The sequence below is a fragment of the Bradyrhizobium sp. UFLA06-06 genome (genome assembly GCF_054820065.1).
Genome location: NZ_JADFUD010000001.1, coordinates 88,650 through 104,637, shown reverse-complemented (window position 1 = coordinate 104,637; position 15,988 = coordinate 88,650). Strand labels below are relative to the sequence as shown.

The 15,988-nt window shown below is 65.3% G+C and carries 14 protein-coding genes; 3 read left to right on the top strand and 11 right to left on the bottom strand.

Annotated elements, in window-relative coordinates:
- The first annotated feature begins 10 nt into the window (after positions 1-10).
- The 3 genes from IF803_RS00480 (at position 11) to IF803_RS00470 (ending at position 3,420) form a co-directional block, all read left to right on the top strand.
- Positions 11-1,303 carry a glycosyltransferase family 4 protein gene (locus tag IF803_RS00480; protein WP_461190910.1) on the top strand — a complete coding sequence of 431 codons (1,293 nt, stop codon included), beginning with the start codon at positions 11-13 and terminating at the stop codon, positions 1,301-1,303.
- A gap of 78 nt (positions 1,304-1,381) precedes the next feature.
- Positions 1,382-2,692, top strand: a complete 1,311-nt coding sequence (locus IF803_RS00475) for a nucleotide sugar dehydrogenase (RefSeq protein WP_461190909.1) — start codon at positions 1,382-1,384, stop codon at positions 2,690-2,692.
- An 8-nt stretch (positions 2,693-2,700) separates the two neighbouring features.
- Positions 2,701-3,420 (top strand): class I SAM-dependent methyltransferase, encoded by a 720-nt coding sequence (locus IF803_RS00470; RefSeq protein ID WP_461190908.1) that lies wholly within the window; start codon positions 2,701-2,703, stop codon positions 3,418-3,420.
- A gap of 21 nt (positions 3,421-3,441) precedes the next feature.
- Here IF803_RS00470 and IF803_RS00465 read toward each other — a convergent pair whose 3' ends face one another.
- The 11 genes from IF803_RS00465 to IF803_RS00415 form a co-directional block, all read right to left on the bottom strand.
- Positions 3,442-4,113, bottom strand: a complete 672-nt coding sequence (locus IF803_RS00465; protein WP_461190907.1) for a class I SAM-dependent methyltransferase — start codon at positions 4,111-4,113, stop codon at positions 3,442-3,444.
- 85 nt (positions 4,114-4,198) lie between these two features.
- Positions 4,199-4,825 (bottom strand): class I SAM-dependent methyltransferase, encoded by a 627-nt coding sequence (locus tag IF803_RS00460; protein ID WP_461190906.1) that lies wholly within the window; start codon positions 4,823-4,825, stop codon positions 4,199-4,201.
- Positions 4,822-6,141: an MATE family efflux transporter gene (locus IF803_RS00455; protein WP_461190905.1), complete on the bottom strand. Its 1,320-nt coding sequence runs from the start codon at positions 6,139-6,141 to the stop codon at positions 4,822-4,824. Before IF803_RS00455 ends, IF803_RS00460 begins: the two co-directional genes overlap by 4 nt.
- Complete coding sequence (locus tag IF803_RS00450) at positions 6,138-7,430, bottom strand: O-antigen ligase family protein (RefSeq protein ID WP_028345307.1); 1,293 nt, start codon at positions 7,428-7,430, stop codon at positions 6,138-6,140. The genes IF803_RS00455 and IF803_RS00450 overlap by 4 nt, the downstream gene beginning before the upstream one ends.
- Positions 7,427-8,542 (bottom strand): glycosyltransferase family 4 protein, encoded by a 1,116-nt coding sequence (locus IF803_RS00445; protein WP_461190904.1) that lies wholly within the window; start codon positions 8,540-8,542, stop codon positions 7,427-7,429. The genes IF803_RS00450 and IF803_RS00445 overlap by 4 nt, the downstream gene beginning before the upstream one ends.
- A gap of 3 nt (positions 8,543-8,545) precedes the next feature.
- Positions 8,546-9,298, bottom strand: coding sequence for a class I SAM-dependent methyltransferase (locus IF803_RS00440; protein ID WP_461190903.1), 753 nt, complete (start codon positions 9,296-9,298; stop codon positions 8,546-8,548).
- The gene (locus IF803_RS00435) at positions 9,295-10,107 is read right to left on the bottom strand and encodes a hypothetical protein (protein ID WP_461190902.1); all 813 of its coding nucleotides are present in this window, start codon (positions 10,105-10,107) and stop codon (positions 9,295-9,297) included. Before IF803_RS00435 ends, IF803_RS00440 begins: the two co-directional genes overlap by 4 nt.
- 13 nt (positions 10,108-10,120) lie before the next feature.
- Entirely contained in the window at positions 10,121-12,394 is a 2,274-nt protein-coding gene (locus IF803_RS00430; RefSeq protein WP_304499424.1) for a polysaccharide biosynthesis tyrosine autokinase, read from the bottom strand.
- 129 nt (positions 12,395-12,523) lie between these two features.
- Complete coding sequence (locus IF803_RS00425) at positions 12,524-13,189, bottom strand: hypothetical protein (RefSeq protein WP_245288966.1); 666 nt, start codon at positions 13,187-13,189, stop codon at positions 12,524-12,526.
- A 58-nt stretch (positions 13,190-13,247) separates the two neighbouring features.
- Positions 13,248-14,762 carry an O-antigen ligase family protein gene (locus IF803_RS00420; protein WP_304499423.1) on the bottom strand — a complete coding sequence of 505 codons (1,515 nt, stop codon included), beginning with the start codon at positions 14,760-14,762 and terminating at the stop codon, positions 13,248-13,250.
- A 31-nt stretch (positions 14,763-14,793) separates the two neighbouring features.
- Positions 14,794-15,906: a polysaccharide biosynthesis/export family protein gene (locus tag IF803_RS00415; RefSeq protein ID WP_018270685.1), complete on the bottom strand. Its 1,113-nt coding sequence runs from the start codon at positions 15,904-15,906 to the stop codon at positions 14,794-14,796.
- Positions 15,907-15,988: the final 82 nt, after the last annotated feature.

Sequence of the window (15,988 nt, the reverse complement as noted above, 5' to 3'; positions counted from 1 at the left end):
ATCATCGCAGATGTCGAGAGCTGAACCATCACCGCGGCGGATCCTGATCATCGTCGAGAACCTTCCGGTTCCTTTCGATCGCAGGGTGTGGTGCGAAGCAACGTCGCTGCGCAAGGCAGGCTATGAAGTTTCGGTGATCTGCCCGAAGGGCCGCGGCCATGACGAATCCTACGAGTGTCTCGAGGGCATTCACATTTACCGTCATCCGATGCCGGTGGAGGCGCGCGGGATCGCCGCCTACCTGATCGAATATCCGGTCGCACTGTTCTGGGAAACGCTGCTCGCGATCAAGGTCGCGTGGAAGCACGGCTTCGACGTGATCCAGGGCTGCAATCCGCCCGACCTGATCTTCCTGATCGGCCTGTTGTTCAAGCTCGGCGGCAAGCGCTTCGTGTTCGATCATCACGACGTCAATCCCGAGCTCTACGAAGCAAAATTCGGCCGCAGGGACATGTTCTGGCATCTGCTGCGGCTGGTCGAATATCTCACCTTCAAGACGGCGAGCATCTCGATCGCAACCAACGAATCCTATCGCGAGATCGCGATCGCGCGCGGCGGCATGCCCGCCAACCGCGTCTTCGTGGTGCGATCCGGCCCCAATCTCGACCGGGTGCGCTCGCGGCCGGCCGATGCGGCCTGGCGCCGTGGCCGGCGCCACAGCGTCGGCTATGTCGGCGTGATCGGCCAGTCGGAAGGCATCGATCTTCTGCTGCAGTCGATCGACCACATCGTGCACGATCTCGGCCGCACCGACATCCAGTTCAACATCGCGGGCACCGGACCGGAGTGGAATGCGGTGGTCAAGCTCTGCGAGGAGATGCAGCTTTTGGACTATGTGAACTTCACCGGCGCCATCGCGGATGAGGCGCTGTTCACGATGCTCTCGACCGCTGACGTCTGCGTCAATCCGGACCGCGTCACGCCGATGAACGACATCTCCACCATGAACAAGATCATGGAGTACATGGCGCTCGGACGGCCGATCGTTCAGTTCGACGTTCGCGAGGGCCGGCGCTCGGCGCTCGATGCCTCGCTCTATGCTGCGAAGAACGATCCCACGGATTTCGCCAGCAAGATCATTACGTTGATCGACGATCCGTCATTGCGGCAGACGATGGGGGCGTTTGGCCGCAACCGCGTCGAGCGCGCGCTGTCGTGGACGCATGAGGAGCCGAAGCTGCTCGCGGCCTATGAGGCGCTGTTCGCCAGGAAGGTCCCCGCACCGCGCGCGCATGCAACCGCCGAACGGCCCACCTCGCAACCGTCCAGCGCGAACGCAGCCTCCGGACGGGCATCGTCTTGAACGCGCAGCCACCTCACTCACGTCAAACGCGACGCGGCTGCGGCCACGCGCACGTCCTGGATTGTTGAAGGTCGAAGCATGAACGTCAGCATTTTCGGCCTCGGCTATGTCGGAACGGTCTGCGCCGCCTGCTTCACCGAGCTCGGCCACCAGATCATCGGCGTCGACAAGAGCGTTGCGAAGGTCGACCTGATCCGCGGAGGCAGGTCGCCGGTCGTCGAACCGGGTATCTCGGACAAGGTGGCGCGCGCGGTGGCAACCGGCCAGCTGACCGCGACCACCGACGCCACCGAAGCGATCGTCAACAGCGACATATCGATAGTCTGCGTCGGCACGCCCTCGTCCGGCAACGGCAATCTCGACCTGACCGCGATCCGACAGGTCGCGATCGAGATCGGCCGCGGACTGCGCGCCAAGAACGCGCCGCATACCGTGACGATCCGCTCCACCGTGCTGCCCGGCACCACCCGCGGCACCGTCGGGCCACTGATCGAGGAAGCCTCCGGCAACAGGATCGGACGCGACTTCGACCTCGCCTTCAATCCGGAGTTCCTGCGCGAAGGCAGCGCGATTGCGGATTTCAACGCACCGTCCAAGACCGTGGTCGGCGCCTTCAACCAGGAAACCGCCGACCGCGTCATGGCGCTTTACAAGGACCTGCCCGGCGCCAAGATCACGCCGCCGGTCGAGACCGCGGAACTGGTGAAATATGTCGACAACAGCTGGCATGCGCTCAAGGTCAGCTTTGCCAACGAAATCGGCACGATCGCGAAGACGCTCGGCATCGACGGGCGCGACGTCATGAACATCTTCATGCAGGACACGCGGCTCAACATCTCGCCGGCCTATCTGCGGCCGGGTTTTGCCTTCGGCGGCTCGTGCCTGCCCAAGGACGTCAAGGCGCTGAAGCACCTGGCGCACAGCCGCGGACTGTCGACGCCGGTGCTCGAAAGCATCCTGCCGAGCAATGACATGATCATGTCGCGCGGCGCCGACTGGATCCTGTCGCATGAGGGCCGCCGCATCGCGTTCCTCGGCATCAGCTTCAAGGCCGGTACCGACGACGTCCGCGACAGTCCCTTCGTGAGGCTGGTGAAGAGCCTGCGCGGCGAGCGGCGCGACATCCGGATCTACGACCCCAATGTGCAGCTGTCGCAACTGATCGGCGCCAACCGGGAATTCCTGATGCGCAATCCGGAGCTGGTCGGCCTGTTGAACGACGACGTGACGGCAACCATCGAGTGGGCCGACATTATCGTGCTGACGACGGCCGATCCGCGCTTCGTTGCGGCGTTGACGGCGACGCGCCCCGACCAGGTCGTGCTCGAACTTTCAGAGATCGGATTGCCCGAGCAGGTGCGCGCCAAAGTGAGCGGCTTCCACTGGTAGGGACTATCATGGCCACCATGGGCCAGACCCGCGAGCGACCCGAAATCCGCTTTCACGACGAGATTTCGTCGGGATGGGAGACGCTGCATCAGAGCCGCACCTTCAAGGCGCGGACGGCCGCGATGTTCGGTCTGCTCGGGAACGCGGACCTCAATGGGCAGCGCTGGCTCGATGCGGGTTGCGGCACCGGAACGCTGTCCCGCCTGCTCGCCGCACGCGGTTGCGACGTCGCCGGCGTCGACGCATCATCGGAGATGATTGCGGCGGCACACGGCCGCCGCGCCGACGGCACGCCCGCCGCGCGGCTCACATTTCAGCAGATCCCGACCATCGCAAGCCTGCCGTTTCCCGATCGATCCTTCGACGGCGCGCTATGCGCGAGCGTGCTGGAATATGTTCCCGACGTGGCGCAGTGCCTCGCCGAGATGCATCGCGTGCTCAGGCCCGGCGGGCTGTTGCTGCTCTCGATCCCAAACCGCGGATCGCTGCTGCGCCGGGGCTACAAGCTCGCGCATGCGGCCTCTTCACGCGTGTCGGCGCGGCCGCTGTTCCGCTATCTCGCGTTCTCCAAATTCGACACCTCGCCGGCGGCCATGCAGGGTCTGCTGCGACAACATGGCCTCACAATGCTGGGGAGCAGCTTTGCCGGCTCCCCGCTCCCGCCGGCGCTCGATCGCCGGGCGATGGTCGGCATGCTGATCAACATCCTGGCCCGACGCGACGGTTGACATGGCAGGCGGATAGCTGCCTCAGGCCTTGATCGCCATCAGCGATTTGGTCATGCCGAGATAGCGTTCGCGATAGATCTTGGCGTCGGGAAAGGTTTCCGTCATCTCGCGCCAGTCGAACAGGTGCCAATCGGGCGCGGTGCGCTTGAACCAGAAGCGGTTGAATATACCGATCAGCGCGATCTGCAGCCGCCTCGGCAGCAGGACGATGATGCCCGGCAGCCAGGTATGGCTTTCGATCGGAAAGTACCGGTACGGCGTTTGCACGTAGAAGGACTTCGCGACTCGCGAGATCTCGCCCGCAAAACGGTTCTGATGCTCGCGCGCGATGCTCTGAAACGCCGCTCCGTCCTCGATCGTGACGACATCCTGCTTCGGCCCGGTGACATGTTCGATCACCGACGAGCAGAAGCAGAAGTCGAACGCCTGATCGTCGAACGGCAGGCGCTCGGTCTCCCGCAGCAACACCGTCTTGAAGCCGAAGCGCTCGCGCGCGGCCTTCAAATCGTCGGCCGATATGTCGCAAACCGTGATGTCGGTATGGCGTGGCAGGATCGCGCGAATGTGCCGGCCGGTGCCGCCGCCAAGATCGAGGATTCTCGCATCGAGCGGCAGGTTCACGGTGCGAACGAGGAACTCGCCGCGCCGCCGGCGCGCTGCATTGGAAAATCGGGCTTGAATCGCACCCAGCAAGGTCAATCTCCTGCTACCGGTCGGTTCGATCTAGCACGGCATGCGCGATCCTTCACGCAACGGTCCGACGATTTTCCTGTCGCGCTCACCTGATGGCCTCGAAGAAGATCGACTCGTCCGGCCGGTTGTCGAGCCGGTCAATGTCGGGACAGACGCCCTCGCGATAGGCACGGGTGTGGGTTTCCGAACAGCCGGCGTCGCGGAAGAGCGCGGCGAGCGAGGCGCGGGTAAAGCCCCAGTGATGCGCGAAGGCGGCCTCCCTGCGGCGATCGATCTCGAACACGCCCTTGAGGAAGGCCTGCGGCGCCGCCGGATCGTAGAGCGCGACGATCCGCTCCATGTCGGGGACGACGATCCGGCACACCCCACCCGGCGCCAGCACCCGCGCGATCTCGCGCGCCAGCCGCTCGACCTCGTCGGGAAACAGGTGCTCGAAGACATGCGCGCTGAACACCGCCGAGAGGCTGCGATCCGCGAACGGCAGCGGCCTGGTCAGGTTCATGTGGCGCAGCCCGGCAAACCTGCCCTGGCGGTGCTCGGCATAGCGGGCATCGCTCAGCAGGCCGGCGAGATGCAGCGCTTTCGCCGCGAACGGCATCCGCGCGATCCACAGGTGCGTCGTGATGTCGGTATTGATCCAGCCGTCGATGCCGCAATTGAAGGCGCCGATATGCAGCTTTTCGAGCGAGCCGCCGCGCGCGTCGTCGGTCATGTCCGCTCCCGCGCCGAATTGGTCAGCACAACCGTGATCACCGACGCCGCGCTGGAGGCCACCATCGCCGCAACCGCGCCCATCACCTGCCAGGCCTCCGCCGCGAACGGCAGGACGCAGCACAGCGCGACGAGGCCGGCGATCCGGCTCAGCATGAATCGCTGCGGCTTGCCGGTCGCAAACAGCGGCAGCGCGAGGCCGAGCCACACCGCGTCGAGCGCCATCGCCGCGCCCATCAAGGCGAGGCTGCCGGTGCCGATCTCGTAACTCTGTCCGTGGATGACAAGCGCCAGAATGCGCTGGCCGAGCAGCACGATCACCGTGCCATAGGCGGCCGCGATCGACCCGAGCAGCAGGGCATTTTCGCGCGCGGCAGCGGCGACCGCGCTGCGCCGGCCGGCGCGCAGTTCGGCCGCGATTTCCGGCAGGCGAACCGAGAACATCGTCGCGCAGAACTGACTGAGCGGCGCGAACACCAGGAGCAGGATCCGCAGCGACGCGCTCGCGTCCAGCCCGATGAGAAGGCCACAGACCGGGATCAGCCCGATGCTGCCGATCCAGTAGGTGAGCGAGGTCGCGACGAACCAGCGCCCGTTCCGAAACAGCCGCCGCAGCGAGCCGCGGAAGATTCTGGCTTGCGGCCAGGCCAGTTCGCGGGTGTGGGCCAGCAGCAGGCTGCCGGCGAGCGCTGCCGAGATCGCGATGCACGCCATCGCCGCGGCGGCGCCGGCGAGCTTGAGGACGATCATCAGCCCGGCCGAGACGACCAGCGCCACGCAGTAGATCAGCGAGGACGCCAGCGCACGCGGCAGTCTGCCGTCGAGATAGCAGATCCGGCGGAACATGCTCTGCAGCCGAACCGCCGGGATCGCAAGCCCGGTTGCGATCACGAGCCCGCCGGTGTCCCCGCCGACGGCTGCGATTACAAGGCCCGCGCTCACCAGCAGCAGGCCGAGCGCACCCGAGACGAGCAGTGACGACAGATAGAGGCCGAGTCGCAGCTGCGGCCATAGCGACTTCGGGATTCGATGCGCGGTCGCCGGCAGCCCGTCGTCGAACAGGCCGCGCAGAAACACCGCCTCGATCAGGATTGAGAATGACCAGGCGACGCTAAACCTGCCGAACGAATTGATGTCGAGCAGATTGGCGAGCACGATCGTCAGCACGAAGGCAGACCCGCTCAGCAGCGCCTGGTCGATCAGGCCAAGCGCGACATTGCCCCCGGCACGCCGCAGCCGGCGAAGCAATCCGCTCATGGCACCGGCGACCCGGGTCTGAGCCGCCGCCCGGTCCAGCCTGTCGGTCAACGCACTCACGCCTCACTCACCCGTAGCCTGTTGAATGTCCGCCGCGGCGCCATTTGCAGCCTGGCCTCCGGGCCGAAATAGCACCAAAACACCAGCACGCAGCCGAAATAATTGTGCAGCAGCTGGCTGGAGTCATTGGCCGACGCGATCACGACGAACAGCAGCATCGCGAACGGCGCCATACAGTACATCCCTCTCCGCTCGAACGCGAAGACGATGCTATTCCACAATGCGAGCGCCAGCAGCAGCATATAGAGCGCACCGCCGAGCAGGCCGAACTGGAGAAAGGCGTCGAGATAGGAATTCTCGAACGAACCGAACTCGGTATTCCACGGCGCCATGCTCGTCAGCTCGTTCACGGGCGAGTTCGGCAGTTCGTTGAAGAATCCCGAAAACCCGTAGCCGAGCCAGGGGTGCTGCCAGAAGAAGTGCGGCCAGACCGACCAGAGGAACGAGCGGCCGGTCAGGTTTCCGCTGCGGCCGACCAGCCCATACAACTCGTCGCTCGGCACGGCGAACACGACAAGCGCAACAAAAGCGAGGCCGAGCCAATAGATCGAGGCAGCCCCCCTGTGCCCGAGCACCACCAGCAGAAGCCCGAAGGTTACGGCAAGCGCCGTCAACATGCTGATCAGCGGTCCTGCGGCGCCAGCTGCGGCGAGCGCGAAAAAATGACATCCCATCAGCAGCAGCGTCCAGCCGAATTGCCGCCGCGGTCCTGCCAGCATGCGCACGAAGCAGATCAGCACCATGAGGCCGAAGAAGGCGCCCGCGAGGTTCTTGTGACCGAACACGCCGGCATAGGCCTGGGTTCCGAGCACCGTCGGCCGGTGCAGCGGGTCGTAATCCCATTGCGAGCCGATCACCGGAAACAGCAGGACGTGAACGATCAGCACCACGATCCCGATCCGGAACAGCGTATCGACGAGACGATCGACCGGGCAACTGATCACGACCCACGCCGAGAACATCGTGGTCAACAGATACATCGCGAACTTGATCGACGAGCCGGCGGGGTCGGCGCTCAGCGCCAGTGATACCAGGGCGAAGGCGATGAACGTCAGATAGAGATGCGACTGCAGCATCAGCAGGCCAAAGCGATTCCGATCGATCGCAATGTGCAGCATCAAGAGGATATAGAGCAGCAGCCATGCGCCGCGGAACAGCGTCGATTCCCCGGCCCTTTCCGCGAACGAGATGCCCTCGATGAAATTGAACAGGAAATAGATGCAGCCGAGCACCATCACCAGATAGGCGTGCAGAAAGACATCGGTTCGCAGCCACCATCTGCCGATCATTGCACGGCCTCCTGCCGGGCCGGCGCCCTCAAGAGATGATCGACCGCGGCGGTGAAACACGCCGCGGCGTCGGCAAGCGCATCGCGTCGCACGCTCTGCCGGGCCTGCCGCGACATCGCCTCCCAGCGCGCGGGATGTTCGAGCAAGCTGCGCGCCGCGTCGACCCAAACCCGTTCATCGAGCACGCAAACATAGCCGTTATCTCGGTCACGGACCAACTCGCCGCCTGCCCCGACATGGGGCGACACCAGACAGGGAGCCCCGCACTGCAAGGCCTCGTTGCACACCAGGCCCCACGGTTCCAGCAATGAGGGCAGCAGCAGCAGCCGCGACTGCAGAAAGACGTCCGATATCGCCTGCCACGGCAAATAGCGGTCGTGGCTGACATCGATGCCGGCTCCGCCGAGCCGCGCCAGCATGCGCCGCTCGGCGGCGCCCGACCCGACCACGCGCACCTTCAGCGCGGGCACGATCCGGCCAAGCGCGATCGCGACGTTCTCGAAGAAGATCGCGTTCTTGGCGTCGTCATTGAGGCGGGCGCACCAGAGCAGATGAAATGGACGGTCGTCGAATGCCGGCGCAGTCTCCGGCGGATCCCATGCCGGCACCAGCGGCACCACGAACAGATCGTCGGCGCGAACACCCTCGCCGCGGAAATACGCCCTGCCCTTGTCGCTGCAACATACGACTGCGTCGCACTGGCGCAGCAGCCAGGGCCGCGCCAGCCGATGATAGGCGGTGTTGGGCATCGTCTCGCGCCAGCCGTCGATCGTGAGCGCGAGCGCCTTGCCGTTGGCGCGCGCCCATGCCGCGCCGGCCAGCATCGAGGGATACAGGCCGTTGACGAACAGCAGGTCGGGCGCGAGCGCATTCAAGGCGCGCCCGATCCCGATATTGACATGGGTGTGACGCGACCGCGACAGCGGAATCGAGACGCCGGGCACCGTGCGCGTGGTATAGCGCGGCGTGAACGAGCCGGCCCAGGAGCGATCGGCCTCCTGCGGCGTACAGGAGAGCACCGCGAGATCCAGCCCACGGTCAACCAGCTCGTTGTAGAGCCGGTTGGTGTAGGGTGTGATCATGTTGTTGAAGACGACCACGCGCGGCGCCATGGCTTATCGGTCCTGTGGCGGCGCCGAGTCGTGCCGGCAGATCGCCCCGCAATGATAAGTCGCAAGCCGGGTCGCGACCCCTGGGCTGACCGTCAACAGCGACTTCCGCACGATGCTCTTCGCGAGCCCCTTCATCCGCGACGAATGAAAAGCATGCACCGGCAGGCTGTGGTCCCAGGTGCCGAAGTCCTTGACCTTGAGCCCCACGGTCTCCAGCAGCAGCCGAAACGTATCGGGCGTGTAGAAATTGATATGGCCGATGTCGAGCGTCGATTGCAGCGCCCCGCGACTGGTCCGTGCGTGCAATTCGCAGGGCACCTCGACATAGATGAAGTCTCGCGAGACGCGGGCGAGCTCGTAAAGCAATGCGCGCGGTTCGGGCACGTGTTCCAGGACGTGACTGGCATAGACGAGGTCGAACGATCCGTCGGCGAACGGGATCGTCGCACCGTCATAGCTGGACCAGCGGAATGGAGCTGAAGCTGCGCCGTCGATCTCCAGATTGGTCGCGGGATCGATCACGTCGATGCCGGTGAAGTCGCGGCCGACGCCGATCGCCGACAGCCGCGCCAGCACGGCGCCAGTGCCGCAGCCGACCTCGAGCACATTGCCGACCTTCGCGGCGGCTGGGCCGAGCAAGCCGGCGATATGATCGGCCTTGTCGACCGCGCAGACGCGGCGCCAGTCGCGCTCCTGCGCCGAATAGACGCCCTGATAATGCGCGTTGTGTCGTCCGACGCTGAATTCCATCGTCATGGCCTGGCCCTCGCTTCGGGTGGCATCCGGGGAAGTTCGTCGAGGCGGTCGTTCGATTTGTGCTCCCAATTGCGCCGTTCCGCCGGCGAGCGGCGGTCGAGATCATATCCAATGTCGGACATGGTGCGGGACAGGATGTCGACGTTCGGTTGCGGGACGGCTGCGAGGCCGGCCAGCAGCTTGTCACGGTGCGCCCAGCCAGGTCCCTTCAGGAGATCGATCGCCTCGGTGTACAGTTCGGTCTTCACGAGACGCGCGAACTCGGCAATCACGTCGGACGAAAGGTCAGGCGGCAGCGCGTCGAACATTGCGAGCGCCATCGCGCTGCGCTTGACCACGATCCAGCCCTCGTTCGGTCCGAGCCGGTACGACACCCGCAGCAGGTCGAAATTGGCGTCGCTCAAACCCTGCCTTGTATTGCGAAGCCAGAACAGCACGAGCCAGAGATAGGGATCGGCCGGCGCGCAGCCGAGCGATTTGCGGACAGCCGCGTCGAGTTCGCCCATCCGGGCATCGACCTGCTCGCCGGATGCGAGCGCGTTCTCGGCGCGCCGCAACCGGATCACCGCCGCGCTGCGATCGATGGCCGGCATGCAATCCTTTTCCGCCACGGCGCGCGACAGCAGCGGACCGAGGTCATCGAGCTCGGCGTCGCTGACCGGTACGTTGCGAAGGATCAGGTCCTTTGCGCCGTCGAGCCGGGTCTGGTCGACAAAGTCCGGCAAGGTGGTCGTGCCCCAGGCAACCGACGAGCACGCGACCGCGGCCAGCAGGCCGCGCGCAAGCCAGGCGGCTGCGCGCCCGGGCATCCCACCGTGCGTCTCAGTCGGTGTAGCCATATCGCCCATAGTGCGAGTTGTAATAGTAGTTCTTGCCGCCATAGCCGCTATAGCGGCTCATCGCGGCAATATCGGCCTTGTTGAGCACGACGCCGAGCAGGTTCTCGTTGACCGCTCGCGCGCTGCGCAGCGCGCGCTCGACCACCTGCACCTGGGTCTTGCCCCATTCCACGATGAAGACGAAGGAATCGACGAAGTGTGCGGTGATGCGGACATCGACCACCGGCGTGAGCGGCGGGAAATCGACGATCACGTAGTCATAGTGGCTGCGGGCCCCGTCGATGAAATCCCTCATCTGGTCGGAGGCCAGCACGTCGTGCGAGTGCGCGATGCGCGATCGCGTGGCGCCAGGCAGGAAGGCGAGGCCGGTCTCGGGATCGCGCCACAGCGTGTCCTGCAATGTCGCATTGTTCGACAGCACGTCGAGGATGCCGCGCTCGGCAGTCGCGGCGACCTTGCGGCTGAGCGAGGGATTGCGCAGATCGCAATCGATCAGGAGCACGCGGGCCCCGCTCTGGGCAACCAGTTGCGCAAACACGAAGGCCAGCGTCGACTTGCCCTCGTTGGGAAGCGCGGAGGTCAGGCCGAGGATCTTTGACGGCTTGGTGACGTTGAGGTCGGCATTGACCTTGATCGAGCGGATCGCTTCCGAGAACCGCGAGAATGGCGAATCGATCGCCGCCCACAGCACCGGCTCGTCGCCGCGCCGGATTGTGCGCGGACCGATCGGCAGATTGGGACGACCTGCGACCGGCGCCTTGATCTGGCCCGGCGAGACGCGCGGAACGATGGCGACGCAGTCGGCCTCGAGGATCGTCTCGACCATTTCAGCGGTGCGGAACACCCGATCATAGAGGTCGCGCAACACGCCGAGCCCGAGCCCGGCGATCAGACCGCCGAGCGCCGAGAGCGCGAGCACGACCAAGGTCTGCGGATGGCTCTTGCTGAGCGGACGCGAGGCACGGGTGATCACCCGCGCCTCGCTGACCGGGAACGACTGCTGCTGCACGTTTTCCATGTAACGCTGCAGGAAATTGTCGTAGAGCGAGCGATAGGTCTGCGCCGAGCTCTCGAGCTCGCGCAGCGTGACCTGCGCCTGGTTGGTCGACTGCGACTGCGACACCGAGTCGTTGACGGCGCGCTCGATCTCGTTCTGGCGCTGCAGGGCGATCGCATAGTCGCTCTTGTAGCTTTCGGCGAGCCGCTTCAGCTCGTCCACGATCGACGACTGGATCTCGCGCATCTGGTTGCGCAGATTGACGGCGGCCAAATGATTGTAGCCGTAGCGCGACGACCAGTCGGCCTCGCGGTTGGCCAGCTCGAGATATTGCGAGCGCAGCTTGGTGATGACCTGGTTGTTCAGGGTATCGGCCACCGTCGCATCGGGGACGCCCCCCTTCACCACTGCCTCGATGCGGTCGAGCTTGGCCTTGGCGTCGGTGACCTGCGACTTCACGTGGAGCAGCTGGGTGTTGAGCTCGCCGAGCTGCTGCTCGTTGAGCAGCTTGCCGCTGGAGGTGACGATGTTGTTGGTCTTCTTGTAGTCGAGCACCGCGCGCTCGGCGTTGGATGCCTGCGTGCGCAGCTCCTGGATGCGGTCCTGCAGCCAGACGCTGGCGCGGCGCGTCGCCTGATACTTGGAATCGAGCTGGTCGACGATGTAGGCGTCGGCGACGGCATTGGCGATCTGCGCCGCGCGCTCCGGATCGAGCGAGCGGAAGCTGACCTCGATCACATAGGTCATGCCGCGGCGGCGGACGTCGAGCTGCTTCTGGAAGGCGCGAACCGCGCGCCGGGTCCGGTCGAACTCGGTGGGCGGCGCGCCGCCGGCGAGCAGGCCGGACACGAAATCCAGCACAGCTCCCGCCGCGCCGGCCCTCGAGCCGACGAATTCCGGATCCTCGTTGAGCTTGAGGTCGCGGATCACCGCGAGCGCCACGTTCTCCGACTTCAGGATTTCGACCTGGCTCTCGACTGCGGCGGAATCGACCGGGGCCTCGCTCACCGGCGATTGCTGCTGGAAGGCCTGGAATTTGCGCGTGTCGATGATCATCGTGGCGAGCGCCGTATAGCTCGGCGCCGCTGTCATCAGATAGCAGATGCCGCCGAACAGGCAGAGCGCGGCGGTCCCGAGTATGACCCAGTATTGCCGGAGCAGATAGGTGACGAAGGCGTCGAAGGTTTCCGCCAGCGACGGCAGTTCAGCCGGACGATTTCTCAGATCGACAGACGGCGAGATCTGGTTGCGCTGAAGCATCTCGTCCTATCGCCGCGCCGGCAGGATGGATCCTGCCCTCGCGCCCTCCAATGATCCTGCGAAGCGTCCCGCCGCCGACACCGAAGCGCGTTGCTGCAGAGAGTTCTCCATTGGCGATCGGAAGCCCGCTCAGGGAGTTACTGTTGAAATGAGGGTGGTGCCGGTGCCCGTGGCCGTACCGGTCGTCGTGCTGCCCGAACTGCTGACCGACGAGGTGAAGCTGAAGATGCCGGTGTTCACACTGTTGCCGTCGATGGCCTCGAGCGTGCCAGCTCCGGCGCCGCTGGCGCCCAGCGCGCTGGTCTGGCCGCCGGATGCACCGGCGCTGCCCGCGCCGCCGGCACCGGTCGCGGCGGTGCCGCTGTCACCCGACGCTGCGGCAAACGCCATCACGGTGTCGAGATCCTTGGTGTCGGCAATCGCCTGCTGGATGCGCGTCGCGTAGGGCTGGTTGCTGCGCACCACGATGCGCGCGGCCTGGGCGAGACCGGCGGCGATCGCCGTCTTCTGGTCCTTGCTTGCCTTGGCAAGCAGCGCAATCAGCGGATCGAGCGATGTCGGATCGTTGAGGGCGAAATCGCGCGCCCGCGAGGTCAACTCCACGCCCGCATTCGGATATTGGGTCAGTAGCTGCTCCGGGCTGGCCTTGAAATTGGTGACCGCCTGGGACAGCTGGATCAACCCGCCAGGGGTCTCCGCCAGCGCCGCGCCACCGGGTGTCGCGAGCACCAGCATCACCACCAACGTCGCCAAGCGCGGGGCGGAAAAGCCGCCGGATCGCTCAAATGTGAACACAGCTATCTCCCTAACGAATACTAACAGTTCGTTAGCATAGTCAGAGTTATCGCGCCAATTAAATAGCCTCGCCGGCGGCGCCCCCGCTTCGGCGTGCCAAATCAGCGTTAACCGGCCGCCCGACCGTAACACCGGCGTCACGATCGGAGCCGCCATCGGAGCCGCCCCCGCCGGAGCGGAAGGATTGCGACAGGCCTGCCCCGAGCAGGGCCGCGATTACAACGGCATAGCCGGTGATCTGGAGCGAGAAATCGATCATCGAATGGAGCGCGCCGGCGGCCGACGCGCAGAGCGCCGCGAGCGGCACGATCATGTCGCGGCGACGGGTCCGCACGCCATGCGCGAGCACGCCGAACGCTGCGAGCAGCGCGATCATGGCGGCGCCGGCCATTAACATTCCGCCGTCGGACGCCAGTTCGAGCCAGCTGTTGTGCGCCCGGTTCCAGGTCCCGCGCAGCGAGATGTCGTCGGTGCGATAGGCCGGATAGACCCATTCGAAGGTCCCGAAACCATCGCCGAGCCACGGGTGATCCCAGATCATCCGCAACGTTGCGCGATAGGTCGAGAACCGTCCCTCGTCCGAGAGGCCCATCGTGCTGAAGCGCGCGCCGACACCGCCGCCGAGAAGCTGCAGCAGTGCCAGCGCGACCAGGCTGCCGACGCCGAGTGCCACGATCATGCCGTAGCGGCGCGGCACCCGGTTGCGAAAGAAGATCGCGGCGGCTGCGACCGCAGCGAGCAGCGAGATCCCGACGCCGCCGCGCGAGCCGGTCAGAAACATCGCCAGCAGGCAGGTGAGCCAGCCGAACGCATGGCCGGCGAGCCGGTGCCGCGCCGGCATATCGAGACGCGCGAGCAGCCGTGACAGGCTGGCGCGGCGCGACGGCCAATGCCGCTCGATCAGCTCGCAGCCGAACAACAGCCAGATCAGCGCACAGCAACCATAATAGATGCCGGCAGTGTTGCGATTGACGAAGGGAGATGTCAGCCACGCCAGGTGCGCCTGCTTCTCGTGCAGCAGGTAGATCCGGGTGGGATCGATCGCGAAGGTGATGATGCCGCAGATCGCATAGACCAGGCCCGCCGCGGCCACCGCCCGCAACAACCCGCGCGCCAGTCCGCGGTTGGCACCGAGCATGACGCCGATGGCGAAGCTGAGCAGGCAAACGATTCCGACGCCGATCGAATAGAACGGCTGACCGCGCGCGATCGACACGGCCGGCGGCAACTCGGCAGGCAGCAATTTGCCGGCCTGTGCCCACAACGCGTTCGGCGCCACACCTGACCAGGGGCGGAGCGCCGACTGCTCGTGCAGCACCAGCATGGCAAGCGCCGTCAATAGCGCAGTCACGGCGAGGATCATGAGCTGACTGCCGCGCAGGCGCATCGGCAACACCCCGAGCAGTGCAATCCCGAGCAGGATCGACCAGATCGCGGGCGCAACTGTGCCGACCGAGCCGAGCGGCAGCGGCGCTAAGGCGACGACGGCGCAGAACAGCCACGACGACCAGCGCACCGGCCACGGCAATGCCGTCGCCTCGCCCGAGCCGGAAGCTAGTCGCAAACGTGTCATGAAGCCGGCCGTGCCGGCTCACGCCCCAATATCAGGGCGCAAGCTTGATCGAATTACGAAGTAAGGTTGCGTTGTAGGCGGCCACGATCGGATCGTTCACCGTTGCGGTCACGAGGCGGATCTGCTGCATCACCTTGGCGTCCTCGACGGATGCCGCGTTCGACGCATAGAGCACGTCCTTGTTGCGCAACTGGAAACGCGTGGCCAGAAAATAGCCGGCCGGATCGCGGAAATTGATGTTGTAGACGACCGGGATGATCGGCCCTGAATATTTGCTGACGTCGACGCCAAGCTTCGCGGCCACTTCCGGCAGTTCGCCGCGATAGACGAACACCGAGGCCGGATCGGCCGAGGAGTCGTTCAGGCCGCCCGCTTTGGCGACCGCTTCGGCGAGCGAGATGCGCCAGGCCTCGAAATTGAACTGGCCCTGCGCGCCCGAGGCGCCGAAGGCGACGAAGGTCTGCGGCTCGCGGTAGACATAAATGGTGTCGCCGGGGTGGGCATAGATATTGCTCTTGGGCTCGTAGACCAGCTGGCCGAACGGCACCGTAGTACGCTTGCCGTCGCGCTCGAGCATGACCCATGTGTCAAAACCCTGCCCTTTCGGGCCGCCGGCGCGCGTGATGGCATCGAGCACGTGCTCACCCGCGGCGTTGGCGGGGAAGCGGTTCGGCGAATTGACCTCGCCGAGCACGGAGATCAGCGAGGTGCGCTGCTCGATCAGGGCGACCACGGCCTGCGGCTCGATCGCGCGGTTCTTCAACGCATCGACGATCGAGCGCTGCACTTCGGTCGGCGTGCGGCTCTTGGCGCGGATCGCGCCGGCATAGGGCACCGAGATGTTGCCGTCGGTATCGACGTTCTGGTTCGGCAGCGTGATGTAGTTGCCGGGGCGCACGCCGGCCTCGACCGGAATGAACAGACCGCCGGCGGCGGCCTCGAAGATCGTGACGCTGACGACGTCGCCGATGCCGAAACGGATATCCTTCGGCGGCGGGCCCTGGATGCCGCCGGCAAGTTGCGGCGCGAATGACGCCAGCACGTTCTCGATCTGCGGTGTGATCTTGACCATCGCATAGGGCAGGCTTTCGGGATCGCGCTGCCCGGCCACGACATCGGAGCTCGTCGGACCGTTGGTCGGCATGTAGTGGCAACCGCTGACCCAACAGGCGGCCGCAAGCAATAACATTATCCGAAGGAAAACCGCACGCGACATTTAAATACTC

Bases quoted from the DNA above. Each gene is read 5' to 3' on its own strand.
- IF803_RS00480 (WP_461190910.1), top strand. From the start codon at position 11: ATGTCGAGAGCTGAACCATCACCGCGGCGGATCCTGATCATCGTCGAG.
- IF803_RS00475 (WP_461190909.1), top strand. From the start codon at position 1,382: ATGAACGTCAGCATTTTCGGCCTCGGCTATGTCGGAACGGTCTGCGCC.
- IF803_RS00470 (WP_461190908.1), top strand. From the start codon at position 2,701: ATGGCCACCATGGGCCAGACCCGCGAGCGACCCGAAATCCGCTTTCAC.
- IF803_RS00460 (WP_461190906.1), bottom strand. From the start codon at position 4,825: ATGACCGACGACGCGCGCGGCGGCTCGCTCGAAAAGCTGCATATCGGC.
- IF803_RS00450 (WP_028345307.1), bottom strand. From the start codon at position 7,430: ATGATCGGCAGATGGTGGCTGCGAACCGATGTCTTTCTGCACGCCTAT.
- IF803_RS00445 (WP_461190904.1), bottom strand. From the start codon at position 8,542: ATGGCGCCGCGCGTGGTCGTCTTCAACAACATGATCACACCCTACACC.
- IF803_RS00440 (WP_461190903.1), bottom strand. From the start codon at position 9,298: ATGACGATGGAATTCAGCGTCGGACGACACAACGCGCATTATCAGGGC.
- IF803_RS00435 (WP_461190902.1), bottom strand. From the start codon at position 10,107: ATGCCCGGGCGCGCAGCCGCCTGGCTTGCGCGCGGCCTGCTGGCCGCG.
- IF803_RS00430 (WP_304499424.1), bottom strand. From the start codon at position 12,394: ATGCTTCAGCGCAACCAGATCTCGCCGTCTGTCGATCTGAGAAATCGT.
- IF803_RS00420 (WP_304499423.1), bottom strand. From the start codon at position 14,762: ATGACACGTTTGCGACTAGCTTCCGGCTCGGGCGAGGCGACGGCATTG.
- IF803_RS00415 (WP_018270685.1), bottom strand. From the start codon at position 15,906: ATGCCGACCAACGGTCCGACGAGCTCCGATGTCGTGGCCGGGCAGCGC.